Below are 26414 nucleotides of genomic sequence, written 5' to 3'. Positions count from 1 at the left end.
TCTCGAATTGGCCCAGCATCTGTCACGCTGCAGCGGCTTTGTCCAGTTTGGCCCTCTGTCCCTTGGGCAAGCGCCAGACCAGCAGCGCCACCAGCGCGAACGTCACGGTCGAGAACCACAGCGCGTGCGCCAGCGCCGTCGAGTAGGCCGGCACGTCCGCGCCCGCGCGGGCAAGGTATCCGAAGAAAAGCTGCCCCATCACTGCAAGCCCCAGCGCACCGCCCACCTGCTGGAACGCCTGCAACGCGCCGGAGGCAGAGCCCGTGTCCGCCTCCGCCACCTGCGCCAGAACCGTGTTGAACATGGGCGAGACGGCCGTGCCCAACCACAGGCCGCCCAGCAGCAGCGCCGGAAGCAGGGCGGTCCGCGACAGCGTCTCTCCGGCACCGGGCACCAGGACCGGCAGGATGGACATGCAGACCAGCAGCATCACGCCCCCGAGGGCGATCCGCAGCTTCGGCGTCCGGTTGCCCAGCCGCCCCGCCACGGCGGAGGCGATCAGCACCCCGACAGAGAACGGCATTGTCGTCAGACCCGACTGCAACGGGGTCAATCCGTTGCCCACCTGCAGCAGGATCGCCAACACGAAGAAAAAGCCCGGAATGCCCGCGAAGAGAAGAGTCACGAGCCCGGTCCCGATCATGTAGTTGCGGTTCGCGAACAAGGTGACCGGCAACAGTTGGGCCCGCCCGCTTGCCGCGCGCCTGCGCTGCCACAGCACGAATAGCACCGCCGCCGGAAGTGCCGCACCCAGCATGACGAAGAGCCATGCAGGCCAGTTCAACTGCCGCCCCTCGATCAACGGGAAGAGCACCAGGAACAGCGTCACCGCCGCCAGGCCGATCCCGACGAAGTCGATCTCCAGCCCCTTGCGGCCCGGCAGGTTCGGCACGTAGCGCAGCGCGCCAAGCACGGCGATGACGCCCACCGGCACGTTCACGAGGAAGATCGGGCGCCAATCGAGACCGCCCAGGTCCGCCCCGATCAACGCCCCGCCCAGAACCGGCCCCGACACGCTGGCCAACCCGGCCGACAACCCGAAGAGCGCAAAGGCCATCCCGCGCTCCTTCGGCGCGAAAAGCGCGGGCACGATGGCAAGGGTCTGCGGTGTCATCATCGCCCCGCCGATCCCCTGCACCACCCGCGCCCCGATCAGTGTCTCGATAGAAGGCGCCAGCCCGCAGAGGGCGGACCCCAGGGTAAAGACGCAGACACCGCCGATGAACATCCGCCTGCGCCCGTAGACGTCGCCCAGGCGCCCCATCGGCAACAGCAGCAGGGCGAAGGTCAGGATGTAGACCGCGACGACCCACTCGATCTGGGCCTCGTTGGCGCCGAAGGCCGCCTGCAGCGACGGAATCGCCACGTTCACGATGGTCACGTCCATCAGGTTCATGAAGCCCGCCACCAGCAAGGCGGCCATGGCAATCCATCGCCCCGGAAGGGGCGCGTCGTCGTTCGTGCGGTTCATGGGTCCGGTCTTTCCGTTTTGCCCACACTTACGGCCAGCCACCGGGGAGTTACAGGGCCGCTTTCGAGTAAATAGAAAGGGCCCGGCGCATCTCTGCACCGGGCCCTTTCTATTTACTCGAAAGCCCGACGGATCAGCGCAGGATGCGCACGATCGTCCCGGTCTCGGCATCGACCAGCACGGGCAGGTTGTTGACGTTGAGATAGCGCAGGTTCTCCTGCGGGACCTCGTAGGTCGTCACGCTCGCCGGAATCGCGGCGCCACGGACGACTTCGCCGTCCAGGTAGACCGTCTCGACCGGGTTCGCGTTCACGAAGGTGATCGTCTCTTCGGTGGGCTCTGCCACCTCGGATCCCAGCACCGTTCCGGCGATGCCAGAGGCCACGATCGCGCCTACCGGGCCACCGAAGGCCGCCGCCGTCAGCGCACCGACCGTGCCGGTCGCCAGCGCGGAGGCGGTCTGGTCGCCTTCCGTCACCTCGCCATCCGCGACCTCGGCTTCGGCCTCCACGGGGCGCTCGATCACGGTCACGGGGGCCTGCTCACCGGCCATGTTCACCAGCGGCACCGCCTCCGAGCCTTCGGCCACGTAGAGGTACTGGCCCGACGCCCAGCCCATCATCTCGCCCGAGGAGATCTGGCACCAGCTCACGTCTTCCAGGCAGCCGTCGATCGTCACTTCGGCACCCTGTTCCAGCACGCCGGAAATCTCGCCGAAGGGGCTGGGGGTCGCGCGCACGTTCAACTCGGTCGCGGTGTTGGCCATGGTTTGCGCCGCGACGGGTGCAGCCGCGATCAGGGCGGCCACGGATACAGCGGTCATCATCTTCATCGACATCTTGGTTCTCCTTCCGACCCACGGGACCGCCAATCGGTCCCGACCCACAGGCCGGAGCTTGTGACCAAGATCTGCGCCCCGCGTCGGTGCAAATCCAGATGGCAGCACGAGGGGTGAGCGCAGATTGGCCTATCGCGACAGGGCGAATGGCGGAATTTCGGAAGGGTGGATTTCGAGCGGGAACCAAACCCGTTTCGGCGTACTCACCAGCGCAGGATGCCAGCAAACCTTGCCGTCACGCTTTGGTAGCAGTTGCAGCGGCGCGGCCCGAGGACCGCGCCGCGAGGTTCGCTTACGAGTTGATCTTGGCCGTGATCTCGACCAGGCGCTTGGACTGGTGCGCGATGGAACGCTTCTGCACGTCGGTCAGATCGTTGCCGCCGACCATGGAGTAGCCATAGGCATTGCCGCCGTCCTCGAACTTCACCTCGTCCGAGTAGCCCGGCACGACCGGGATCGCCCCCCAGTGCATCGCCGCATGATAAAGGTTCATCAGCGTGTTCTCGACGCCGCCGTTGGGGTTCTGGGCCGAGGTGGTGGCGGTGATCGTCTTGTTGACCAGGATGCCGGTGCCCCACAGGCCGCCCAGGGTGTCGATGAACGCCCGAACCTGGCTCGACTGGCCGCCGAACCGCACGGGGCCGGAGAACCACAGCCCGTCGGCCCATTCGACATCGTCTGGGGTCGCCTCGGGAATGTCGGCGGCGCGCTCCTGCTGGGCCTTCCAGGCGTCCTGTCCGTCGATCACGGACTGGGGCGCCGTTTCGGGGATTTTCGCCAGGCGCACTTCGGCGCCCGCGGCTTCGGCCGCCGCCTTGGCTTCGAGGGCGACAGAGTGGTTCGTGCCATAAGTGGAATAGAAGAAGATCGCGATTTTCGGGGATGCCATTTTGATCAGCCTTTCGTCTCGGGTTTCCTTGCCGCAGATCTAGCGTCAGGCACGCCGCACACAAGTTGCACCTGAAAACAGGCCCCCTTGCAAAATCGCACCGATCCGATCAGCCGCCGTCGCGCCAGCGGTTCACGATCGGGTAGCGCCGGTCCAGCCAGAAGGCACGCTGGCTGAGTCGCGTGCCGGGCGCGGACTGGAAGCGTTTGTATTCGCTGATGTAGATCAGGTGTTCGATTTTCTTGACCGTCTCGAGATCATGGCCCGCGGCCACGCAATCGGCGACCGATTGCTCCTCGTCGACCAGCCGGATCAGGATGTCGTCCAGCACCGGATAAGGCGGCAGGCTGTCCTCGTCCCGCTGGTCGGGGCGCAACTCCGCGCTGGGGGGCTTGTCGATGATCGCCGTGGGAATGACCTCCCCCGCCGGGGCCTGCATCCACGGCCGGTGGTGCGCGTTGCGCCAGCGGCAGATCTCGAAGACCCGCGTCTTGTAGAGGTCCTTGATCGGGTTGTAGCCGCCGGACATGTCGCCGTAGATCGTGGCGTAACCCACCGCGACCTCGGACTTGTTGCCGGTGGTCAGCAGCATCTCCCCGAACTTGTTGGACTGCGCCATGAGCAAGAGCCCGCGCAGGCGGGACTGGATGTTCTCCTCGGTCAGATCCGGGGCGTGGCCGTCGAAGAGCGGTGCGAGCGCTGCCTCCACGGCATGCACCGGATCCGCGATCGACACCTCGTCCAGCTTGCAGCCCAAGCTGCGCGCAACCGAGGCCGCATCGTCGAGCGATGCCTGGCTGGTGTATTTCGACGGCAGCATCACGCAGCGCACATTCTGGGGCCCCAGCGCGTCCGCGGCGATGGTCGCCACGATCGCGCTATCGATTCCGCCCGAAAGCCCCAGCAGGGCGGTCTTGAACCCGGTCTTGGCGAAGTAGTCCCGCACCGACAGCACCATCGCGTGATAGTCCTGTTCGTGGCTGTCCGGCAGAACGGGCCGCGCCGCCGGGACGGCCTGCCAGCCCGCCTCGCCCCGTTCCAGATCGACATGCGCCACCGCCTCCTCGAAGACCGGCAGTTGCAAGGCCAGCGCGCCGCCGCGGTTCAGCACGAAGGAGCCGCCGTCGAAAACCTGGTCGTCCTGCCCCCCCACCATGTTGAGGTAGATGAGCGGCACGTCGTTCTCGACCACGCGGGCGACCATGTTGTTGAGCCGCACCTCCATCTTGTCGCGGAAATAGGGGCTGCCGTTGGGAACCAGCAGCACCTCGGCGCCGCTTTCCACCTGCGCCTCCGCCACGTCCGGGTACCAGGCATCCTCGCAGATCGGCGTGCCCAGGCGCGGGCCCGGGGTCGCGAAGGGTCCCTGGATGTCGCCGCGATTGTAGAGCCGCACTTCGTCGAAGACGTTGTAGTTCGGCAGGAAATGCTTGTCGGCCCGCCCCGCGATCTTGCCGTCCCGCAGCAGGTAATAGCTGTTGTGCAAGCGCACGCCGTTCATGCCCGGCGCCCCGATCATCAGCGCCGGCCCATCGGCACAGGCGGCGGCCAGCGCCTCGACCTGCGCCACGGCGTCCAGAATGAACCCCGCCCGCCGGATCAGGTCCTGGGTCTGGTAGCCGGTCAGGAACATCTCCGGCAGGGCCACGAGGTCGGCACCGGCATCGCGGCCCAGCTCCCAGGCGGCGCGCGCGCGCGCTGCGTTTCCGTCGAGGTCTCCCACGGTCGGGTTCAACTGGGCCAGCGTGATGCGGAAGCGGTCGGTCATGGCGGATCTCCGGTTTCGCAGGAGCCATAGCAGATTGCGGGGCAAGGGAAACCCGCCGGCAAGACCGCGCGCGTGTTGTCATGATGCAGGCCCGCGCGGTAGGGTGCAGACCGAGACAACATCCGGGGACTTCCATGACGCGCATCGCCACGGCCGCATTTCTGGCGCTGGTCCTTTCGGGACCCGCGTTCGCACAGACCGTCGAGACCAAGCAGTACGACGATGGCGGCGTCTACGAAGGCGCGTTCCTGGGCGGCAAGCAACACGGGCAAGGCACCTATCGCCTGCCCAACGGCTACGAATACACCGGCGAATGGGTCCAGGGCGAGATCTCGGGCCAGGGCCGCGCCGTCTTTCCCAACGGATCGGTCTACGAGGGCAGCTTCGCCGCCGGCAAGCCCGACGGCACCGGCACCATCGCCTTCGCGGACGGCGGGACCTACGAAGGCGACTGGGACGCGGGAGAGATCACGGGCCGCGGCACCGCCACCTACGCCAACGGCGTGGTCTACGAAGGCGAATTCCGCAACGCCATGCACCACGGCACCGGCACCATGCGCAGCCCGGACGGCTATTCCTACACCGGCGACTGGATCAACGGGGTCAAGGAAGGCCGCGGCACGATCACCTATGCCGATGGTGCGACCTACGACGGCGCGTTGACCAACGGCGAACGCAACGGCGAGGGCTCGCTCTCGATGCCCGACGGGATGACCTACACCGGCACCTGGGTCGACGGGCAGATCGAAGGCTCGGGCACGCTCGTGCAGGCCAACGGGGATACCTACGAAGGCGATCTCGTGGGCGGACGCCGCGAAGGCCAGGGCCGCGTGACTTACGCCAACGGCGACGTCTACGAAGGCGGTTTCGCGAACGATCTGCGCGAAGGCGAAGGGACCTTCATCGGCACCGACGGCTACCGCTTCGAAGGCGACTGGGTCGCGGGACAGATCGAGGGCGAAGGCACCGTGATCTATCCCGACGGCGCGGTCTACACCGGGCAATTCGCCGACGATCTCGCCGATGGCACCGGCAAGATCACCTATCCCGACGGCTCCACCTACGAAGGCGAATGGACCAGCGGCGTGATCGACGGCACCGGTCGCGCCGTCTATGCCAACGGGCTGATCTACGAGGGCGAGTTCTCGAACGCGCGCAACGACGGGCAAGGCACGATGACCTACCCCGACGGCTACACCTACAGCGGCGGCTGGTCCGACGGCGAACGCGACGGTCAGGGCACCGCCACCTACGCCGACGGCACCGTCTACGAGGGCGGCTTCCGCGCCGGACAGCGCCACGGCACCGGCACGATCACGCTGCCCGACGGCTTCACCTATACCGGCGACTGGGCGGACGGAGAGATGTCGGGCGAAGGCATCGCCACCTACGTCAACGGCGACGTCTACGAAGGCAACTTCGTGCGCGGTCGCAGGGAGGGTCCCGGCACCATGCGCTACGCCAGCGGCGAGACCACCAGCGGCGAATGGGCCGACGGCGCGATGCTCGTCCCCGACAGCGACGCCGCTCCCGACGCCGCCCCGGCGAACTGAACGCCGCCCCCTCTGTTCTAGAAATATCCCCGCCGGAGGCATCGGCCGCGCAGCGGCCGACCCCTTGCACCGAGGCATGAAGCGCATAGGTCAGTCCCACCCAAAGGACCGACCCCATGCACCATTCCATCCTCGACCTCGCCCCCGTCACCGAAGGCCAGACGGCGGCCCAGGCCATCGCCAATTCCGTGGACCTCGCCCGCACCGCCGAGGAGGCGGGCTATCACCGCTACTGGCTGGCCGAGCACCACAACATGCCGGGCATCGCCTCCGCCGCGACCTCCGTCCTGATCGGCCATATCGCGGCTGCGACCCGCCGGATCCGCGTGGGCGCCGGTGGCGTGATGCTGCCCAACCACGCCCCGCTCGCCATCGCCGAGCAGTTCGGCACGCTGGCCACCATCTACCCCGACCGCATCGACCTTGGCCTGGGCCGCGCGCCGGGCGGTGATCACGCGGTGATGCGGGCGATGCGCGCAGGCCCGCGCGGCGACACCTTCCCCAACGACACGGTCGAGCTTCTGTCCTACTTCGGCGAGGCCGATCCCGCAGCCCCCGTCCAGGCGCACCCGGGCCAAGGCACGCATGTTCCGGTCTGGATCCTGGGGAGTTCGCTTTTCGGCGCCCAGCTTGCAGCACACCTGGGCCTGCCTTACGCCTTCGCGAGCCACTTCGCCCCCGACGCGCTCGAGGATGCCGTCGCGGTCTACCGCGATACGTTCCGACCCTCCGCCTACCTCGATCGGCCGCATTTCATGCTCGCGGTGAACGCCATCGTGGCCGACACGGACGCGGAGGCGCACTACCTGCGGACCTCGCAACAACTGGCCTTCGCGCGCTTGCGCACGGGGCAGCCGGGCAAGCTGCCCGCCCCCGTCCGCGATCTGGATGCGACCATCGGCGCCGGTCTTCGGCAGGGGATCGACAACGCGCTGCGCATCAGTGCCGTGGGCAGCACGTCAGCCGTTCGCGCCCGGATGTCCGAACTGATCGCGCGCTATGCCCCGGACGAGGTCATCCTGACCGGCCAGATCTTCGACCCGGAGGCGCGCCAAAGGTCCTTCACCCTCGCGGCGGAAGCCTTGTCCGACCTCAAGATCGCCGCCTGAGCGCGGAATCGCGGATTGGAAATGTCGGCGGGGGCGATCCCGCCGCTTTCGGGTCAATATCCCGCGCGGCGATCCACCAGGTGCAGCGCCGTCTTGCCCGCCTCGACCCGCGCGATGTTCTGCGCGACCACGGTGGAGGCAGTCTTCGCCCGCGTTGTCGAGGCGATATGCGGCGTGACCGTGACCTTGGGATGGGCCCAATAGGGATCATCCGCGGGCAAGGGTTCCTCTCGGAAGACGTCCAGCGTCGCAGCCGCCACCTGACCGCTGTCGAGTGCCGCCAGAAGGCCCGCGTCGTCGATCAGCGGCCCGCGGCCGGGGTTGATGACGAAGGCACCGGGTGCCAGCAGGGCAAGGGCGTCGGCGTCCAGCGTATTCTCTGTCTGGGGGGTCTGCGGCAGCAGCAGGATGACGATCTGCGCCTGCGTCAGCGCCGCGACCAGACCATCCTCGCCTGAAAGACAGCGGATACCTTCGACCGATTTCTGGCTGCGCGACCAGCCCGTCACGGGAAAGCCCAAGCCCGCGAGCGCCTGCCCGCAGGCGGTGCCCAACTCGCCCAAGCCCAGGATCGTCACCGGCCGGTCCTGCGCCAGCGGCGGATAGTCCATGTTCCGCCAGACGCCGTCCTGGCCCTTCACATGCGCGTCGAGGTCCAGGTGATGACGCATCGTGTGACCCGTCACCCATTCGACCATGCCTTGCGTCAGGGCGGGATCGACCATGCGGGCGAGCGGCTGGGTCAGGGTCTCGTTGTCGACGATCTGCTCGACCCCCGCCCAGAGCCCCATGACCAGCTTGGTGTTCACGTAAGGTGCGAGGTCCGTGACCGGTCCGTTGGGGGCGAAGACGATGTAGTCGACCTCTGCCGGGTCGGACTCGCGCGTCAGCCGCGCGTCCAGCCCTTCGGCGGCCAACGCCTCTGTCAGCAGGTCGCGGTAGTCGTCCCACAATTCGGGGCGGGCGGAAAACAGGACGGTGATCATCGCGGCTTGTGCACGTGGGCCGACTGGATCAGGCCGAAGGCCACGAGCAGCACCAGCATCGCCGATCCACCGTAGCTGACCAGCGGCAAGGGCACGCCCACGACGGGCGCCATCCCGGTCACCATCGCCATGTTGACGGCAAAGAACAGAAAGAAGGTCATCGCGATCCCCAGGGTCAGAAGGGCCGCGAACCGGTCCTTGTTGGTCATGGCCGAGGCCACGCAGAACAGGATGATCAAAACGTAGAGCGTCAGCAACCCGATCGCCCCCAGAAATCCGAATTCCTCGGCCAGCGTGGTGAAGATGAAGTCGGTGTGCTTCTCGGGCAGGAAATCGAGGCTGCTCTGCGTGCCTTGCATGAATCCGCGCCCGGTCAACCCGCCAGAGCCCAGCGCGATCTTGGCCTGCGTGATGTGATAACCCGCCCCCAGGGGATCGTTCGATGGATCGATGAAGGTGTCGATCCGGCGGAACTGGTAGTCCTTCAAAAGCTGCCAGGACGTGCCGCGTGATTGGAAGACCGCCAGAACGGCGCCCACGCCCGCGGCGAAGACGGTCACGAAATAGGCCCAGTGCACGCCCGCCACGAACATCACCGTCGCCCCGCCCAGTAGCAGCAGCAAGGCGGTGCCCAGGTCCGGCTGCCCCAGCACCAGTACGGTGGGCGCCAATATCAGCCCCACCGGGATCAGCACCCAGAGCGGATGCGACGTCTTGTTGATCGGCAGCCAGTCGTAATAGGCGGCAAGGAACATCACGAGCGTGATCTTCGTCAGCTCTGACGGTTGCAGGCGCATGAACCCCAGGTCGATCCAGCGCTGTGCGCCCATCCCGACGGAGCCGAACAGCTCCACCCCCACCAGGAGCGCGATCGACAGACCGTAGGCAAGCCCCGCCATGTTGCGCCAGAACCAGATCGGCACCATGGCTACGCCTACCATCAGCACCATGCCCAACGCGAAGCGCTTGATCTGCGGCTCCATCCAGGGCGTCGCCGATCCACCGGCGACGGAGTAGAGCATCAGGAACCCGAACGAGCAGACCGCCAGCAGCAAAAAGATCACCGGCCAGTTGAGATACATCAGCTTGCGCGGCCCGGTCGGCACGTAGGTCGCGTTGTTCGTCAGGTAGCTCATGCGGGCGAGACTCCACGCCCGACCTTGGCGATCCGGTCGGCGATGCGCTTCTGCTGCTCCTCGATCGCGCCCCGGTCGGCGCTGGGATAGGCCTCCAGCGGCGGCGGCCCGTCGTAGAGCGCCTGCAGCATGATGTCGCGCGCGATGGGGGCCGCGGCGGTGGAGCCGCCGCCGCCGTGTTCCACCACGACCGCGATTGCGTACTTGGGATTCTCGACCGGCGCGAAGCTCACGAAAAGCGCGTGGTCGCGGCGCTCCCACGGCAGGTCCTCGTTGCGGGTCACGCCGCGGGCGCGTTCTTCGGCGGTGATCCGGCGCACCTGGCTGGTGCCGGTCTTGCCGGCCATGTGCATGCCCTCGGCCACGATCCGGGAGCGCTGCCCGGTGCCCCGCGGATGGTTCACCACCGCGTCCATGGAGGCGCGGCACCGGCGCAGCCAGTTCTCGTTGATCGGCAGGGGATCGCCCAGCCCGCTCGGCTGTTCGACCCCGTCGATGGATTTCACCAGCCGGGGCGTGACGTGTCGCCCTGTCGCGATCCGCGCGGTCATCACCGCCAGTTGCAAGGGCGAGGCCAGCACGTAGCCCTGCCCGATCGAGGCGTTGACGGTATCGCCCACGCGCCAGGTCTCGTCCCGGACCGCGCGTTTCCAGGCCTTGTCGGGCGCCAGCCCCTCGGCCACCGCCGACAACGGCAGGTCGTGCCTGACACCCAGTCCCAGCAGGCGCGCCATCTCGGCCATCTTGTCGATGCCGACGCGTTGGCTGACCTCGTAGTAGTAGCAATCGCAGGATTGCTTGAGGCTTTCGTGGAAGTTGATGTTGCCGTGCCCGGCGCGCTTCCAGCAGTGGAACCGCGTGCCCGAGACATTGGTGTAGCCGGGGCAATAGACCGTCTCGTCGGGGGCCACGACGCCCGCCTGCAGTGCGGCCAGTGCCGTGACCATCTTGAAGGTCGACCCCGGCGGATAGGCGCCCTGCGCCGCCTTCGCCGCGAGGGGGCGGTACTTGTTCTCGTTCAGGTCGGTCCAGTCCTTGACCGAGATGCCCCGCACGAAGAGGTTCGGATCGAACGACGGCGCCGAGGCGATGGCCCGCAGATCGCCGTTTTCCAGGTCGATCACCACGGCGCCCGCGCTTTCGCCGTCCATCCGGGCCTGCGCGTAGGATTGCAGCCGCTCGTCGAGGCACAGCTGGATGTCCTTGCCCGGCTCGCCTTCCTGCCGGTCGAGCTCTCGCATCACCCGGCCGAGGGCGTTGACCTCGATGCGCTTGTTGCCGGCGCTGCCGCGCAGCGTGTGTTCCAGCTTGTTCTCCACCCCGGTCTTGCCGATCTGGAACTTCGGGATCTGCAAGAGCGGGTCCTTGTCGTCGATCCGCGCCAGGTCGTAGTCGCTGACGGGGCCGACGTAGCCCACCACGTGGCCTACGTCCGCACCATAGGGGTAACGGCGCGACAGGCCCACCTCGGCGGTGATCCCGTTGAGCGCGGGGGCGTTCACGTTGATCCGCGCCACGTCGTCCCAGGACAGACGGTCCGCGATGGTCACCGGCACGAAGGGAGAGCGGCGGTACATCTCCGTCTTGGCCCGCTCGATGACGTCTTCGGACAGCGGGACCAGCTGGACCAGCTTGGCCAGCACCTCGTCCACGTCGCCGGCCTCCTCCCGGACGATCACGACCCGGTAGTTCTGCTCGTTGTCGGCGATGGCAATGCCGTTGCGATCGAAGATCAGCCCGCGGGCAGGCGGCAGAAGACGGATGTTGATCCGGTTCTCCTCGGCCAGCAGACGGAACTCGTCGGCCTGATCGACCTGCATCGACTGCAACCGCCAGCCCAGCACGCCGGCGACCCCCAGCTGGGCGGCGCCCACGATCAGGGCGCGACGGCTGACCGTGCGGCTTGAGGTCTCGATATCCTTGGCGACGCGTCTCATAACTTGTGTCCAAAGCTGTCGACCTGACCGGGTGCCGGTCGGGTCAGTCCGAAGAATAGCTGTGCCAGCCCCACCACCACCGGGTAGACCGCGATCGTGGCGACCGTCTGCACGAGGGTCAGGCCCAGGGGCGGCTGAGGCACCATCGCCAGGATCAGGACCAACCGGTAGCCCAGCGCGATGGCGACGATGCTCAAAGCTACCGTACCCCATTCCATCAGCAATGGCACGTTCCGCAAGCCCCGGCTGCGCCTGCGCAACATTTCGCTGACCCCGCAGACCAGGGCGGCCCACAGGCCCGGCGGGCGTTGCAGCAGCAGGTCCGCCATCAGCAGCACCCCCGCCAGCAACGCGAAGGGCACGAAGGCGGGGCGGCGAACGACGAAGGCCAGCACCAGCACCAGCAGCATGTCGGGTCCGGTCCAGCTTTCCGGTTTCGCGCCGGTGGGAAGAAGCTGCACGAAGAAGATCGTTATGGCGAGCGCGACGAAGGTCAGACGGCCCCACCAGATCCGCGTGGTGGGCGTCTCAGCCATCGGTGGCCTGGGCGGTCGCGGGCAGGAAGGGGCCGAACTGCGGCATCTCGCCGGCCAGAAGACCACCCGGATCCTCGATCCGCTCGTTGGGACGCGCGCGCAGCACGCGCAGGAACTCCAGCCGCTCGTAGTCGGCCGCCAACCTGACGCGCAGCCGCCGGTCGCTGCCCAGCGCCACCTGCCCGATCAGCAGATCGGCGGGAAACACGCCGCCGTCGCCGGAGCTTACGACCCGGTCGCCGGGGCGCACGGCGTCGGGATTTTCGAGGAACTCGATCGGCGGGTTCAGGGTGTTGTCGCCGCCCAGCACCGCCCGCTGGCCGGTCGGTTGGATCGTCACGGGGATCCGGCTGGAAGTATCGGTCAACAGCATCACCCGCGCGGTCTTCTGCCCCACGCCGCTGATCCGGCCCACCAGGCCGATCCCGTCCATCGCGGCCCAGCCATCGACGATTCCGTCACGCGCGCCCACGTTCAGCAGCACGGACTGCCGGAACGGAGAGCCGCTGTCGGCCATCACCACGCCCGTCACGTAGGTCAGCTGCGGATCGAGCCGCACGTTGTTCAGATCCAGAAGGCGTGCGTTCTCCTGCTCGAGTTGCAGGGCCGCTTCCTTCCAGGCCTTCATCTGCTGCAATTCGCGGCGCAGATCGCCGTTTTGCTCGGCCAGCGCCTGGTAGCTGCGGAAGTTGTCGACCAGCCCCACGAAGCCCGTCACCGGGGCCATGGCCCAGTCGAAGTTGGGGATCACCCGGTCGATCACCGCCATTCGGAAGCGTTCCACCCGCGGGCTGTCGATCCGCCAGACCAGGAAGATCCCCAGCAACAACGCGATCCCCACCGCCACCAGAAGGCGGCGCAGCGGCGTCGTGAAATCCTCAGAGGCGCGGTCGCGGGCCAAACACGGGCTCCCGTGATGAGATCAGCTGTCGTAGTCTATCACATGACTAAGCTGTTTTTCATACTCAAGCGCCTTGCCGGTGCCCAGCGCCACACAATTGAGTGACTCGTCGGCCACCGAAATCGCAAGCCCCGTCTGCTCGCGCAGGGCAAGATCCAGCTGGCCCAGAAGCGCGCCGCCACCCGTCAGCATCACGCCGCGGTCGACGATATCGGCCGCCAGATCCGGCGGCGTGGCCTCGAGGGCCGTCATCACCGCCTCGCAGATCTGCTGCACCGGCTCGGCCAGCGCCTCGGCCACCTGGGCCTGGCTGATCTCGGTTTCCTTCGGCACGCCGTTCAGCAGATCGCGGCCGCGGATGTGCATGGAGGATCCGCGCCCGTCGTCGGGCATCCGCGCGGTCCCGATTGAGGTCTTGATCCGCTCGGCCGTGGCCTCCCCGATCAGCAGGTTATGCTGGCGGCGCAGGTAGTTGATGATCGCCTCGTCCATGCGGTCGCCCCCCACCCGGACGGAGCGGGCGTAGACGATGTCGCCCAGGCTCAGCACCGCGACTTCCGTGGTGCCGCCGCCGATGTCCACGACCATGTTGCCGGTGGGATCGGTGATCGGCATGCCCGCGCCGATGGCCGCCGCGATGGGCTCCGCGATCAGGCCCGCGCGACGCGCGCCGGCCGACAGCACCGACTGGCGTATGGCGCGTTTTTCCACCGGGGTGGCGCCATGGGGCACGCAGACGATGATCTTGGGCTTGGAGAAGGTCGAGCGCTTGGCCACCTTGCGGATGAAGTACTTTATCATCTCCTCGGCGGTGTCGAAATCGGCGATGACGCCGTCGCGCATCGGACGGATCGCCTCGATGCTGCCCGGCGTGCGGCCCAGCATCAGCTTGGCGTCCTCGCCCACGGCCAGCACCTTCTTCTGGCCGTCCTTGACGTGGTAGGCCACGACCGACGGCTCCGACAGGACGATACCGCGGCCCTTGACGTAGACCAGCGTGTTCGCCGTGCCGAGGTCGATCGCGATGTCGGATGAAAACAGGCCGTGCCAGAATGCCATGTCAGTGCCCTTTGAAGCCTTCGGAGTCCAGGTCGCCCGACGATTCCCACGTGCGCCGGACTGCCGCCTTATAGAAGAGGCCGCGCGGGAATTGAAAGGCCCGCTGTCAAGTGGCAATCCTCTGCCGCCCACGGGCCTGTGGCACTTCGGGCAAACGCACGCGGCCCTGCGTGGAAAGGCCGGGCGGCCCGCACCGGGCGCGGCGAAAATCCGCCACCGCCCGGTGCGGGCCTGTGTCCGGGCCGGCCCTCAGGCGCCGACGTCGCGGTAATCGACGCTCTTGCGGTCGTGATCGGGCATCGTCTTCTCGCGCCGCACGATCAGCCGGTTGAGCGCATTGACGTAGGCCCGCGTGCTGGCCACGACCGTATCGGTATCGGCCGACTGGCCGGTCGCGATCCGGCCGTCCTCTTCCAGCCGCACGCTGACCGTGGCCTGCGCATCGGTGCCTTCGGTCACGGCATGCACCTGATAGAGCTGCAGCCGCCCCTCGTGCGGGAACAGCGACTTGACCGCGTTGAAGGCGCTGTCGACCGGTCCGTCGCCCGTGGTCTCGACCGATTGCTCCTGGCCGTCGATCTCCAGCGTCATCTCGCAGGTCTGGGGTCCCGTGGTGCCGCAGACGACCCGCATGGAGACCAGCCTGATCCGGTCCTCCTCGGCGGTATTCTGGCGCACGAGCGCGATGAGATCGTCCTCGAAGACCTCCTTCTTGCGATCCGCGAGCTCCTTGAACCGCACGAAGACGTCCGACAGCTGGTTGTCGGCGAGCTCGTAGCCGAGTTCCGCCAACTTGGAGCGCAGCGCCGCCCGCCCCGAGTGCTTGCCCATGACGAGCGAGGTTTCGGACAGGCCCACGTCGGTGGGGCGCATGATCTCGAAGGTCTCGGCGTTCTTGAGCATCCCGTCCTGGTGGATGCCGCTTTCGTGCGCGAAGGCGTTCTTGCCGACGATGGCCTTGTTGAACTGCACGGGAAAGCCCGAGACGGTGGCGACCCGGCGCGAGATGCCCATGATCTTGGTGCTGTCGACGCCGGTGCTGTAGGGCATGATGTCCTGGCGCACCTTCATGGCCATGACGACCTCTTCCAGCGCCGTGTTGCCCGCACGCTCGCCCAGACCGTTGATCGTGCACTCGATCTGGCGCGCGCCCCCCTCGACGGCGGCCAGGCTGTTGGCCGTCGCCATGCCGAGGTCGTTGTGGCAGTGGGTGGCGAAGATCACCTCGTCGGCGCCGTCGACCTCTTCGATGAGCCGCCGGATCAGGTCGGCGCTTTCCACGGGTGCCGTATACCCCACGGTGTCGGGGATGTTGATCGTCGTCGCACCCGCCTTGATCGCGATGTCGACGGTGCGACGCAGGAACTCCCACTCCGTGCGCGTCGCATCCATCGAGGACCACTGCACGTTGTCGCAGAGGTTGCGCGCATGGGTGACGCAGTCGTGGATCCGCTCGGCCATCTGGTCCATGTCGAGGTTCGGGATCGCCCGGTGCAGCGGAGACGTCCCGATGAAGGTGTGGATCCGTGGCTGGCGGGCGTGTTTCACCGCCTCCCAGCAGCGGTCGATATCCTTGTAGTTCGCGCGCGACAGGCCGCAGATGACGCTGTTGCGGGACAGCCGGGCGATATCGCTGACGGCGGCGAAGTCCCCTTCCGAGGCGATGGGGAAGCCCGCCTCGATGATGTCGACGCCCATCTCGTCGAGCATCTGGGCGATCTCGAGCTTTTCGGCGTGGGTCATGGTGGCGCCGGGCGATTGCTCGCCGTCGCGCAAGGTGGTGTCAAAGATATAGACGCGGTCGGTCATTGATGTCGTCCTGAACGAATGGAAGCTGTGGAAAGTCGGCGCGGGACCTGTCCGAGCGGTCGCGCCGACAAGGCACGCTCAGACGTGGTTCAGGCGTAGGGCACGCAGTCGCAGCAGGGCCGAAGGGCCGGATGCGGTGATATGTGGGCGTGCGCTCATGCGCCGCACTATAGCGGTTGTGTTTCACATGAAAAGAGGCGTTTCGCCCTTTTGGGGCTCTGCCCCCGGCCCGAGACGGGCCTCCCCCGGAGTTTATCCGGCCAGATGAAAGATGGACCGCGCGATCCTGTGGCCTAGGTCGCGGAGCATGACAAAGACACTTATCGTCACCGGAGCGGCCTCCGGCATCGGGCGCGGGATCGCGCGGGATTTTGCGGCGCGCGGCTGGCGCGTCTTCGGGCTGGATGTCGACCCGGTGAACCTGGAAGACGTGACCGGGATCACCTGCGACGTGGGCGACGAGGCCCAGGTCTCCGACGCCTTCGCCCGGATCGACGCCTGCGACCTGCTGGTCAACAACGCCGGGATCGCGGGCCCCCACCGCGGCCCGATCGAGGATCTCTCGCTCGCCGACTGGCGGCGCGTCACCGACAGTCACCTGACGGGGGCGTTCCTCGTGACCCGTGCGGCCGTCCCGCTTTTGCGCGCGGCCCGCGGTGCGATCGTCAACATGGCCTCCACCCGCGCCGCGATGTCGGAGCCGAACTCGGAAGCCTACGCCGCCTCCAAGGGTGGGATCGCGGCGCTGACGCACGCGCTTGCGATCTCCCTCGGCCCGCTGGTGCGCGTGAACGCCATCGCCCCCGGCTGGATCGTGACCGAGGGCTGGGACGACCTGCGCGAGGAGGACCACGCGCAGCATCCGGTGGGCCGCGCCGGCACGGTCGAGGACATCGTCGCCGCCATCCGCTGGCTTTCGGAAGCGGGTTTCGTGACCGGGCAGACCGTCACCGTCGACGGGGGCATGACCCGCAAGATGATCTATGCCGACTAGCGCGCTGATCCTGGGCACCGGCGGGATAGGCGCGGCCGTGGCCGAGGCGTTGCGCGCCCGCGGCGACGCGGTCACGACCCTGTCGCGCAGTGCCGACGGTTTCAACGTGACCGATCCCGCCTCCGTCGCGCGTCACCTCGACGCCCTGGAGACCCCGTTCGACCTCGTCTTCGTCGCCGTGGGCACGCTGGGCGCACCCGAGAAAAAACTGTCCGAGATCGACCGCGATGCCATGGCGGCGGTCTTCGCCGTCAATACCTTCGGCCCCGCCCTGATCCTGCGCCACGCGGGCGACCTGCTGCCGCGCGACCGGGCGGCCACGCTGGCGGTGCTCTCGGCGCGGGTCGGCTCCATCGGGGACAACCGGATCGGCGGCTGGTATTCCTACCGCGCCTCGAAGGCGGCGCTGAACCAGATCGTTCACGGCGCCGCCATCGAGCTTGCGCGCACCCACAAGCAGGCCCGCGTCGTGGCCCTGCACCCCGGCACGGTCGATACCCCTTTCACGCAAGGCTACGCCGACCGCCACAAGACCGTCCCCGCCACCGAGGCCGCCGCGAACCTGCTCGACGTGATCGACGGGCTTGCCCCTGCGGACAGCGGCCAATTCTTCGACTACGCAGCGGAGCCCATCCCATGGTGAATCTCGTCCTCGTCCTCGGCGACCAGCTCTCGCCCGGCCTTTCGGCCCTGCGCGAGGCCGACAAGTCCTCCGACATCGTCGTCATGGCCGAGGTCGCGGACGAGGCCTCCTACGTCGCCCACCACCCAAAGAAGATCGCCTTCCTCTTCGCCGCGATGCGAAAGTTCGCGGGCAGGCTGAAGGATGACGGCTGGACGGTGGATTACACGAAGCTGGGCGAGGGGTCGGACAGCATCTGCGGCATCCTGATGGCCAAGGCACAGGACCACGATGCGAAGGAGGTGCTCGTCACCGAACCCGGCGAGTGGCGCCTGATCGAGGCGCTGGAGAATTGCCCGGTCACCGTACGCCAATTGCCCGACGACCGCTTCATCGCCTCCCACAAGGAGTTCGAGGACTGGGCCAAGGGACGCAAGACCCTGCGGATGGAGTATTTCTACCGCGAGATGCGCAAGAAGACCGGCTTGATGATGGACGGCGAGGAGCCGGCGGGCGGGCAGTGGAACTACGACGAGGACAACCGCAAGCCGCCCCCCGACGGCATCGACTACAGCGGTCCCATGCAGTTCACCCCCGACGACGAGATCGAGGAGGTGCTGCAATTGGTCGAACGCCGCTTCGGCAATTCCTTCGGCGACGTCCGTCCCTTCTGGTTCGCCACCGACAGCGGCCAGGCGCGCCAGCACCTTGCCCATTGGGTGAAGAAGGCGCTTCCCGATTTCGGCGCCTACCAGGACGCGATGATCGACGACGAACGCTTCATGTATCACGCCCTCGTCGGCCTCTACATTAACGCGGGCCTGCTGGACCCGCTGGAGGTCTGCCGCGCCGTGGAAGACGCCTGGCAGGCGGGCGACGTGCCGATCAACGCGGCCGAAGGGTTCATCCGCCAGATCATCGGCTGGCGCGAGTACATCCGCGGCATCTACTTCCGCGAAGGTCCCGACTACACGCGGCGCAACGGGCTGGGCCACGACCGCGACCTGCCCGGTCTCTACTGGGGGGACCGGACCCGGATGAACTGCCTGCATCAATGCGTGACGCAGACCAAGGAAGAGGCCTACGCCCATCACATCCAGCGGCTCATGATTACCGGCAACTTCGCCCTGCTCGCGGGCATCGAACCCGCACAGGTCCACGACTGGTACCTGCGCGTCTACGCCGACGCCTACGAATGGGTCGAGGCGCCCAACGTCATCGGGATGAGCCAGTTCGCCGACGGCGGCATCATCGCCAGCAAGCCTTACGTGTCCTCGGCGAACTACATCAAGAAGATGTCGACCTATTGCGACAATTGCGAATACTCCGCCACGACGAAGACCGGTGAAGGCGCCTGCCCCTTCAACCTGCTTTACTGGCATTTCCTCGACCGGCACCGGGACAAGTTCGAGAACAATCCCCGCATCTCCCGCGTCTATTCGACATGGGACCGGATGGACGCCGACAAGCGGAAGACGATCGTCTCCGAAGCCGACGCGTTCCTCGACCGCATGGACAAGGGCGAAACGGTCTGACCGAACCGCTGCACCGTGGGTCCGCTTCTTCTGGCCTGAAATATCCCGGGGTCCGGGGCAGAGCCCCGAAAAGGGGTGGGTGGGCCCACCCGCCCTCACCGCAATTTCGGCGGCATGGTCGGATCGCTGCCCGGTGCCACCGGCACCTCGGGCGTCGCCCGGACGAACTTCGGCAGATCGAAGCGCAGCCCGACCCGTTCCAGCCGCTTCGCCATCTCGTCGCCCGCGCCGACGAAGACCACGTCCATGACGCCCGCATCGATGCCCGAGAAGGTCAGAGCCTCGCCAGCGGCGTGCGCCAGGGCGGCCTGCGCGCTTTCCTCCGCGCCGACGAAGCCCAGCACGTGCCCCTTGGCCCCGTCCTCGTATTCAGCGGCGACGAGCCAGGCGGTCTCGGCCAGGCCCGCGGTCTTCGACAGCTTCCGGTCCAGCGCATCGAACACGCTTTCGGGCAGGCCCGTGGGGCGCGAGATCCCGACCAGCCGCGCCTCGGTCTGTTCGGGCGCGTGGGACAGCGTGCCGATCAGCCACTCCACCCCGTCGGGCGGGATCAGCATGGCCGAGGGCGCGACTTTCAGGTTCACGCCGAGGCCCGCCCCCTGCCCCGCCATCATCTGCACCAGCGCGCGCCCCGGCAAGCTGGCGTAGGGTGCCTCGCGCTTCGTGAAGGCCGTCAGGCGGTCTTCGGTGTCGAAGCACAGCACGTAGTCCACGTCCTCGATGCGCAGGGTCGCGGGCCGCACCGTGTCGCCTTCGGGCTCTCCGTCCAGAAGGATGAAGATGTCGCTGTCGCACAGATCCTCGTAGAACCGCAGGCGCAGGGTATCGTCGCCGGGGGCGGCCTCCATCGCGGCGTGGGATCGGTCGAGGGTCGTCTCGCTCATGCCAAAACCTCTCGCACCCGGGCCTTCAGCACGGGCAGCAGTTCCGTTTCGAACCAGGGATTGCGGTTCAGCCACGCGGTATTGCGCCAGGACGGATGTGGCAAGGGAAAGACCGCGGGCGCGTGATCGCGCCAGTCCATCACACGCTGCGTGACGGAGACCTTGCCGCCCAGGTGCCAGGTCTGCGCATAGGCGCCGATCAGCAAGGTCAGCGGGACCTCCCCCAGCGCCGACATCGCCCGGTCGCGCCACGTCGCGGCACAGATCCGCGGCGGGGCGAGGTCGCTGCCCTTGGCGTCGTAGCCCGGAAAGCAGAAAGCCATCGGCACGATCGCCACCCGGTCGCGGTCGTAGAATTCGTCCTGGCTGACCCCCAGCCAGTCGCGCAGGCGATCGCCCGAGCGGTCCCAGAACGGCGTCTGCGCCTCGTGCACCCGCGCGCCGGGGGCCTGGCTTGCGATCAGCATGCGGGGCGGCCCCTTGAACCAGACCACGGGACGCGGCTGGTGACGGGTCGCGGTGGCGGCGAAACGCTCCGCGCAGATGCGGCAGGCGGCGATCTCTGTCCGAAGGCTCATGAAGGTCCAGCTAAGCCCGCACACCCTCGCACGCAAGGACCGCGGCCACGACCGGACCGGGTCCGCCGGGCCCCCGATCAGGGCCGAAGTGCGCATCACACTTACGAAAATAGTGCAGGAAACGCCTGTCTTTGGCCGTAATTTCCGGGCAGGTAGGCGCAAAGGCCGCAGGATGACTGCCCGCGCCCGCGATCGCGCGGGGCAGGGCCGCGCGCGGCGCAGGAGGCATACAGGCCAGATGCTCGAATTCAACGCGGTCAGCAAGTCCTTCTGGACGGGCAAGCAGCGCAAGGTCATCCTTGACCGGGCGTCGTTCCGCGTGGAACTGGGCAACTCGCTGGGCATCCTCGCCCCGAACGGCACCGGCAAGACGACCTTGATCAACATGATGGCCGGGCTGGAAAAACCCGACGAGGGGACCATCCTGCGGACCTGCCGGATCTCGTTTCCTCTGGGGTTCATGGGCGGCGTGGTCAACAAGCATACGGGCCGCGAGAACGTGCGCTACATCGCGCGGCTCTACGGCCTCGATCCCGATTACGTCGAATCCTTCTGCCGCTGGCTTTGCGGCATCGCCGAATACTTCGACATGCCCGTGGGCACCTACAGCGCGGGCATGCGCAGCCGGCTGACCTTCTCGCTGCTGCTGGCGCTCGATTTCGACATCTACCTCATCGACGAGGGCATGCCCTCCACCACCGACGCCGAGTTCAACCGCAAGGCCGGAGAGATCCTGCGCGAACGGCTCGACTCCACCACCGTCATCATCGTAAGCCACCAGGCCGCCACGCTGGAGCGGTTCGCCCGTTCCGCCGCGGTCCTGCGCGATGGCCAGATTTACATGTTCGAGACCCTGGAAGAGGCCAAGCAGCTTTATGACTACGAAGCCGACAGCTAAGAAATTCCGGATCCGCCGCCCGTCGGAGGTGTCCGCCGACAAGACCGACGCGACCTACGAGGACGCCTCCGTGGCGAATGACGCAGGAGAACGCGCGGCCACACCCTCCCCGCAGTCCCAGTCCCCCGCCAAGCGGCCGCAAGGCCCCGAGACGCCTGCAGGCACGGCCCCCTCGACGCCCGACACGGCAGCGGCGGCGAAGGGCGACGCGGGGCTCACCGATATCGACAGCATCCGGCGCGAGGCTCTGACCGGACGCCAGTTGCGCATGGCGCGGAGGGTCGCGCAGAAACAGGGCATGGCGGTCACGTCGGATTACGACGCGGTCCGGCAGTTGCGCCTGGCGGGGATCGATCCGTTCTCGCAATCGACGGTCCTCGACCAGCCCGCGCAGACCGGCACGGCCCTCACGACGACCAGGGGGGCGGCCCGTGGCGCGGTCCAGACCGTGCCGCAATCGCGGTCGCAGCTGCCGCAGACCCAGGTCAACCTGCCGAACCTGCCGTCGACCGAGGTGGCAGATCCCGGCACCCGCCGGATGAGCGAGCTGACGAAGATCCGGACCGACATGGCGCGCCGGCGGCGGCGGCGCGCCGTCCTGATGTTCACGCGGCTGGCGGTCTTCGTGGTCCTGCCGACGTTCCTGGTGGGGTATTACTACTACAACATCGCCACCCCGATGTACGCGACCGATTCGGAATTCGTGATCCAGCAGGCCGAACCCGCCAGTGCCGCGGGCGGGCTGGGCGGCATGTTCCAGGGCACCTCGATGGCCACGCAGCAGGACAGCATCACGGTGCAATCCTACCTGCAGTCACGTGCCGCCATGGTGCGCCTCGACGCGGACCACGACTTCAAGGAGCATTTCTCCGCGCCGCAGATCGACCCGATCCAGCGCCTGCCCGAGAACGCCTCGAACGAGGCCGCCTACAACGTCTACCAGGAGCGGGTGAAGATCAGCTACGATCCCACCGAAGGCATCCTGCGGATGAAGGTCATCGCCGCCTCGCCCGAGGTCAGCCAGGAATTCTCCAACGCGCTCATCAACTACGCCGAGGAACAGGTCGACCAGCTCACCCAGCGCTTGCGCGAGGACCAGATGTCGGGCGCGCGCGAAAGCTACCTCCTGGCCGAGACCGCCCGCTCGGAGGCGCTGCAGAACTGGCTGGAGATCCAGGAGCAGGTCCAGCAGATCGACCCGATCGGCGAAACCCAGGCCCGCACCGCCCAGATCAGCGAACTCGAATCCGAGCGCCAGCGCCTTACGTTGACCTTGCAGGAACGCCTCTCCGTGCGCCGCCCGAACGAAGCGCAGGTGAACGCGCTGGAAAGCCAGATCGCCAACATCGAAAGCCTGATCGCGGATCTGCGCCAGCAGATGACGACCGCCGACGACGCCGGCACCAGCCTCGCCGCGCGCAACACGGAACTGCGCCTGGCCGAAGAGGATTACACCTTCCAGACCGCCCTCGCCCAGCAGGCGCTCACCCAGATGGAGACCGCCCGGATCGAGGCGAACCGCCAGGTCCGCTACCTCTCGATGGGCGTCGAACCCGTCGCCCCGGACGAGGCGACCTATCCAAAGGCCTTCGAGAACACGATCCTCGCTTTCCTGATCTTCTCGGGGATCTACCTGATGATCTCGATCACGGCTTCCATCCTTCGCGAACAGGTCACCAGCTGATGCACGACGTCTCCATCGGATCCCTCACCGTCTCCAACGACCGGCCCTTGACGGTCATCGCCGGGCCCTGCCAGCTCGAAGGGGTCGAGCACGCCGTCATGATCGCCGAGACGATGGCGCAGGCCTGCGCCGCGGCGGGCGCGCAGTTCGTCTTCAAGGGCAGCTTCGACAAGGCGAACCGGACCTCGCTGTCGGGCAGGCGCGGCCTGGGCATCGACGAAGGGCTGGCCGTGCTGCAGGCGGTCAAGGACCGGATCGGCTGTCCCGTGCTGACGGACATCCACACCGCCGATCAATGCGCCCCGACGGCGCAGGTCGTGGACATCATGCAGATCCCGGCGTTCCTGTGCCGCCAGACCGATCTGCTGATCGCCGCCGGAGAGACCGGCGCCGTCATCAACGTCAAGAAAGGCCAGTTCCTGGCCCCCTGGGACATGCCCAACGTGATCGACAAGATCGAAAGCACCGGCAACACCCGGATCCTGCTGACCGAGCGCGGATCCTCCTTCGGCTACAACACGCTGGTGGCGGACATGCGGTCGCTGCCCACGATGGCACGGACCGGCTACCCGGTGGTCATGGACGCGACCCATTCGGTGCAGCAGCCGGGTGGCCAGGGCGGATCCAGCGGCGGGCAACGCGAGTTCGCCCCGGTCATGGCCCGCGCCGCCGTCTCGCTGGGGATCGCCGCGGTCTTCATCGAGACGCACGAGACCCCCGACACCGCCCCCTCCGACGGCCCGAACATGATCCCGCTCGACCGGATGCCCGCCCTGGTGCGCAGCCTGATGGACTTCGACCGGCTGGCGAAGGCAGACCCCCTGCGCGTCTGATCGATCCTGCCGGAAATAAGCTGGAAAATGCATCGACCGGGGCTTGAAGCCCCCTCCGGTTTCTTCTATTCGATCCCTCGCGTTGGGGTGTAGCCAAGCGGTAAGGCATCGGTTTTTGGTACCGTGTATCGTAGGTTCGAATCCTACCACCCCAGCCAACCTCCCGAAAAAGATTTTTTAGATCACGACTTTAGGGTTTTCCGCTGAGGAGCCCTGAGAGAAGGTTACACAGCTGTTTACACGGATGGTCACACGTGACCGTTCGAGGATCCGCTGTTCGCTTCATCACTCCCTGTTGCGGTGACCCAGCGGAGGTCACGATGCAGAGCGTTCTCTATCTGACCCAAAGGCGAGAAATCTTCTTTTTTCGCAGAAGGTTACCGGAGTTATCCACCGAGTTATCACCGATACTGGTCTCCCTCGGGACGACAGATCGGCGGCTGGCCTGTAAATTGTGCATGCGATTGACCGCCCACATGGACCAGATGCTCGACGCCAGACTGCATATCGACCTGCCCTCGCGGACGTTCCGGCCTTCTTCAAGGCCGAGCTGCGCCGGTATCTCACGTCGCTGACGGCGCAGCGACAGCGCGAGTTCATGGACGGATCCCTGACGTCCGAGCGCGCGCGCACTCAGAGGCTGGAGGTCCATGCCCTGCGCAGCCTGGTCGAGAATGGACTGCGTGAGCACATGCCATTCGATCAAATAAGAGCTCTTCCCAAGACCGAGTGGCGCGAAGCCTGCAAGATCCAGAAAGACCTCTTCGAGTTGTTCAAGTCTTCCGAGTTCACCGCTGAGGTCGTCAATCGAGCGAAGGAGATGACGCCGCACCTCGATCCGACGGAACTGGAGACGCTTGAACTTCGCTGGGCTGCCGTGAAGGCACGTATGGCCGCCCACGAAGCGGTCGCCGCGATCCCGGCACAGCAGGCCGAGACCGCGTGCCATGAAGCGGAAGCGATGCTTCGGAAGATCCGCCTTGGCAACCCGGCACCTGACGCCGAGAATAAACCATCGTCGGAAGAGGTTGCGGTTCAAGAACCGGAAGGCCTGGCACACCTCGGGCAAGTCGATACGGCCTCCCCTCTCCTGACCCCCGGTGTCGCGCTGATCACGGGTCGTATCACCGCAAAGACACTCTATGCCCAGCGAGATGCGGCACTTTCGCAGCCCGTGGATGAAGCTTTCTCCGGCATCGCCGACCAAGTGAAAGTTGAGCGAATCTACGGGCAGGATCTGTTCGGGACCGCTGTCCGGATGTGCCGCAAACAGACCTCGCGTCAGGGCTCGAAAGACCAGAAGCTGAAAAGTGTGGCGCTGTTCATCTATACGACAGGGGTCCAACTCGTGACCGATATCCGAACGCACCACATCGAAAGCTTTGCGCGGATCCTGCGAGACGAACTTCCGAAGACATACTGGAAGGCACCTCGCGAACAGTCTCTGACTTTCAAGGAGCTTCGAGAGATCAACGTATCAACCAGCGATGCAAAGATCGGCCTGGCGGCGGCGTCGATCGAGCGGCATGTCACGGCCCTGAAATCCGTCATGACCTACGCAAGGCGGGAGGGGCATCACGTCCCGTTTCTCTTGCGAATCGCGGGCCTTGTTCCGCAGGACCCCAGAACCGAAGCCGAAAAGCGCGCGGTCTTTACCGAGACCGACGTCCAGCGACTCTTTGCGCATCCTCTCTGGTCGGGCTGCAAAAATAAGTTGCGCCGCCATCAGCCCGGCCAGCAGGTGTTCAAGGACCATCACTATTGGATCAATCTCATTCTTGCATTAACCGGCGCGAGGCGCGGCGAGATCGCGGGCTTGCTGGCAATGGATGTCCTCGCAGAAGGCGGTATTCCATATGTCTACATTCGCCCCAATCATCTTCGTGGGTTGAAAAAAGTTCATTGCAAGCGGCGCATCCCACTTCACCCACAAATTCTGGAGCTCGGCTTTCTTGATTTCGTTGAATCGGCACGAGACAGAGGTGCGATCGCTCTTTTCCCCGAAGCAATCCCGGCACGCAGCCGCGCACCTGAAAGTATCTCCGAACATGCCACGGCCATTTACAACGAAAAGTTCGGCGACGGTCTCGACCACATCTGGCGCGAGTGCCTGACCAGAGCCCTGGATGGCAATCCTGAGAGATATACGTTTCACAGTCTCCGCCACTACGTCAACGATACGCTGCTGAATTTGAGAGCCGCGGACGGGATGACGAAGCTGGTCAACGATACCGACCGGAGGGATCTCTTGGGACATCAGCCTATCGACGTAAACGAAGCGACTTACCGTCGAGAAGAAAAACCTCTTGGCCCGCTCTTCGAAGTCGTCAAGCTGCTCCCGTGCCTCGCGAAGGTAGGATCTTGAGGTATAACGGCGTATTCCGTTGAAAAACT

At 66.4% G+C, this 26414-nt stretch carries 23 protein-coding genes and 1 tRNA gene; 11 read left to right on the top strand and 13 right to left on the bottom strand.

Annotated features, from left to right (window positions below):
- Positions 1-22: 22 nt before the first annotated feature.
- From EU805_RS09830 to EU805_RS09815, 4 genes are all read right to left on the bottom strand, one after another.
- Complete coding sequence (locus tag EU805_RS09830; RefSeq protein WP_129763803.1) at positions 23-1471, bottom strand: DHA2 family efflux MFS transporter permease subunit; 1449 nt, start codon at positions 1469-1471, stop codon at positions 23-25.
- Positions 1472-1604: 133 nt separating this feature from the next.
- On the bottom strand, positions 1605-2309 hold the full coding sequence (locus EU805_RS09825) for a DUF1236 domain-containing protein (RefSeq protein ID WP_129763802.1): 705 nt from the start codon (positions 2307-2309) through the stop codon (positions 1605-1607).
- Positions 2310-2601: 292 nt separating this feature from the next.
- Positions 2602-3198 carry an NAD(P)H-dependent oxidoreductase gene (locus EU805_RS09820; RefSeq protein ID WP_129763801.1) on the bottom strand — a complete coding sequence of 199 codons (597 nt, stop codon included), beginning with the start codon at positions 3196-3198 and terminating at the stop codon, positions 2602-2604.
- Between the two features lie 109 nt (positions 3199-3307).
- Positions 3308-4966 carry an NAD+ synthase gene (locus EU805_RS09815; RefSeq protein ID WP_129763800.1) on the bottom strand — a complete coding sequence of 553 codons (1659 nt, stop codon included), beginning with the start codon at positions 4964-4966 and terminating at the stop codon, positions 3308-3310.
- A 134-nt stretch (positions 4967-5100) separates the two neighbouring features.
- Between EU805_RS09815 and EU805_RS09810 the strand changes: the two genes are divergently transcribed.
- Both EU805_RS09810 and EU805_RS09805 read left to right on the top strand, forming a co-directional pair.
- Entirely contained in the window at positions 5101-6519 is a 1419-nt protein-coding gene (locus tag EU805_RS09810; RefSeq protein WP_129763799.1) for an MORN repeat-containing protein, read from the top strand.
- A gap of 116 nt (positions 6520-6635) precedes the next feature.
- Complete coding sequence (locus tag EU805_RS09805; protein WP_129763798.1) at positions 6636-7628, top strand: LLM class flavin-dependent oxidoreductase; 993 nt, start codon at positions 6636-6638, stop codon at positions 7626-7628.
- 53 nt (positions 7629-7681) lie between these two features.
- Here EU805_RS09805 and EU805_RS09800 read toward each other — a convergent pair whose 3' ends face one another.
- The 7 genes from EU805_RS09800 to EU805_RS09770 form a co-directional block, all read right to left on the bottom strand.
- On the bottom strand, positions 7682-8614 hold the full coding sequence (locus EU805_RS09800; RefSeq protein ID WP_129763797.1) for a glyoxylate/hydroxypyruvate reductase A: 933 nt from the start codon (positions 8612-8614) through the stop codon (positions 7682-7684).
- Positions 8611-9750 carry a rod shape-determining protein RodA gene (gene rodA, locus EU805_RS09795; RefSeq protein ID WP_129763796.1) on the bottom strand — a complete coding sequence of 380 codons (1140 nt, stop codon included), beginning with the start codon at positions 9748-9750 and terminating at the stop codon, positions 8611-8613. The genes EU805_RS09800 and rodA overlap by 4 nt, the downstream gene beginning before the upstream one ends.
- A complete protein-coding gene (gene mrdA / locus EU805_RS09790; RefSeq protein WP_129763795.1) occupies positions 9747-11687 on the bottom strand; it encodes a penicillin-binding protein 2 in 1941 nt (646 codons plus the stop codon). The genes rodA and mrdA overlap by 4 nt, the downstream gene beginning before the upstream one ends.
- Positions 11684-12223, bottom strand: a complete 540-nt coding sequence (locus EU805_RS09785) for a rod shape-determining protein MreD (RefSeq protein WP_129763794.1) — start codon at positions 12221-12223, stop codon at positions 11684-11686. The genes mrdA and EU805_RS09785 overlap by 4 nt, the downstream gene beginning before the upstream one ends.
- The gene (gene mreC, locus EU805_RS09780; protein ID WP_129763793.1) at positions 12216-13124 is read right to left on the bottom strand and encodes a rod shape-determining protein MreC; all 909 of its coding nucleotides are present in this window, start codon (positions 13122-13124) and stop codon (positions 12216-12218) included. The genes EU805_RS09785 and mreC overlap by 8 nt, the downstream gene beginning before the upstream one ends.
- A gap of 21 nt (positions 13125-13145) precedes the next feature.
- Entirely contained in the window at positions 13146-14183 is a 1038-nt protein-coding gene (locus EU805_RS09775; protein ID WP_129763792.1) for a rod shape-determining protein, read from the bottom strand.
- 249 nt (positions 14184-14432) lie between these two features.
- Positions 14433-15992 carry a 2-isopropylmalate synthase gene (locus EU805_RS09770; protein ID WP_129763791.1) on the bottom strand — a complete coding sequence of 520 codons (1560 nt, stop codon included), beginning with the start codon at positions 15990-15992 and terminating at the stop codon, positions 14433-14435.
- Between the two features lie 307 nt (positions 15993-16299).
- Here EU805_RS09770 and EU805_RS09765 point away from each other — a divergent pair, with 307 nt between their 5' ends.
- The 3 genes from EU805_RS09765 to EU805_RS09755 are packed head-to-tail and all read left to right on the top strand — an operon-like array spanning position 16300 to position 19143.
- Complete coding sequence (locus EU805_RS09765) at positions 16300-16986, top strand: SDR family oxidoreductase (RefSeq protein ID WP_129763790.1); 687 nt, start codon at positions 16300-16302, stop codon at positions 16984-16986.
- The gene (locus EU805_RS09760) at positions 16976-17629 is read left to right on the top strand and encodes an SDR family oxidoreductase (protein ID WP_129763789.1); all 654 of its coding nucleotides are present in this window, start codon (positions 16976-16978) and stop codon (positions 17627-17629) included. The genes EU805_RS09765 and EU805_RS09760 overlap by 11 nt, the downstream gene beginning before the upstream one ends.
- The gene (locus EU805_RS09755; protein WP_129763788.1) at positions 17623-19143 is read left to right on the top strand and encodes a cryptochrome/photolyase family protein; all 1521 of its coding nucleotides are present in this window, start codon (positions 17623-17625) and stop codon (positions 19141-19143) included. The genes EU805_RS09760 and EU805_RS09755 overlap by 7 nt, the downstream gene beginning before the upstream one ends.
- A 95-nt stretch (positions 19144-19238) precedes the next feature.
- On the opposite strand, the gene EU805_RS09750 is transcribed toward EU805_RS09755, so the two are convergent.
- Both EU805_RS09750 and EU805_RS09745 read right to left on the bottom strand, forming a co-directional pair.
- Positions 19239-20027 (bottom strand): SseB family protein, encoded by a 789-nt coding sequence (locus tag EU805_RS09750; RefSeq protein WP_129763787.1) that lies wholly within the window; start codon positions 20025-20027, stop codon positions 19239-19241.
- Positions 20024-20605 (bottom strand): uracil-DNA glycosylase family protein, encoded by a 582-nt coding sequence (locus tag EU805_RS09745; protein ID WP_129763786.1) that lies wholly within the window; start codon positions 20603-20605, stop codon positions 20024-20026. Before EU805_RS09745 ends, EU805_RS09750 begins: the two co-directional genes overlap by 4 nt.
- A 238-nt stretch (positions 20606-20843) precedes the next feature.
- Here EU805_RS09745 and EU805_RS09740 point away from each other — a divergent pair, with 238 nt between their 5' ends.
- The 6 genes from EU805_RS09740 to EU805_RS09720 all read left to right on the top strand — a co-directional run bounded on the left by EU805_RS09740 (position 20844) and on the right by EU805_RS09720 (position 26385).
- Positions 20844-21503 (top strand): ABC transporter ATP-binding protein, encoded by a 660-nt coding sequence (locus tag EU805_RS09740; protein ID WP_129763785.1) that lies wholly within the window; start codon positions 20844-20846, stop codon positions 21501-21503.
- Positions 21481-23187, top strand: a complete 1707-nt coding sequence (locus EU805_RS09735; RefSeq protein WP_129763784.1) for a capsule biosynthesis protein — start codon at positions 21481-21483, stop codon at positions 23185-23187. Before EU805_RS09740 ends, EU805_RS09735 begins: the two co-directional genes overlap by 23 nt.
- The gene (gene kdsA / locus EU805_RS09730; RefSeq protein WP_129763783.1) at positions 23187-24020 is read left to right on the top strand and encodes a 3-deoxy-8-phosphooctulonate synthase; all 834 of its coding nucleotides are present in this window, start codon (positions 23187-23189) and stop codon (positions 24018-24020) included. Before EU805_RS09735 ends, kdsA begins: the two co-directional genes overlap by 1 nt.
- 83 nt (positions 24021-24103) lie before the next feature.
- Positions 24104-24178: transfer RNA gene (locus EU805_RS09725), tRNA-Gln, on the top strand.
- Positions 24179-24340: 162 nt separating this feature from the next.
- Complete coding sequence (locus EU805_RS17935; protein WP_370318191.1) at positions 24341-24595, top strand: DUF6538 domain-containing protein; 255 nt, start codon at positions 24341-24343, stop codon at positions 24593-24595.
- Positions 24596-24618: 23 nt separating this feature from the next.
- Positions 24619-26385 carry a hypothetical protein gene (locus tag EU805_RS09720; RefSeq protein ID WP_129763782.1) on the top strand — a complete coding sequence of 589 codons (1767 nt, stop codon included), beginning with the start codon at positions 24619-24621 and terminating at the stop codon, positions 26383-26385.
- The last annotated feature ends 29 nt before the right edge of the window (positions 26386-26414 follow it).

Source organism: Salipiger sp. IMCC34102, assembly GCF_004145405.1.
GTDB lineage: Bacteria > Pseudomonadota > Alphaproteobacteria > Rhodobacterales > Rhodobacteraceae > Loktanella.
Note: the sequence above shows the minus strand (reverse complement) of the source record. Positions and strands in the feature narration are given on the sequence as shown.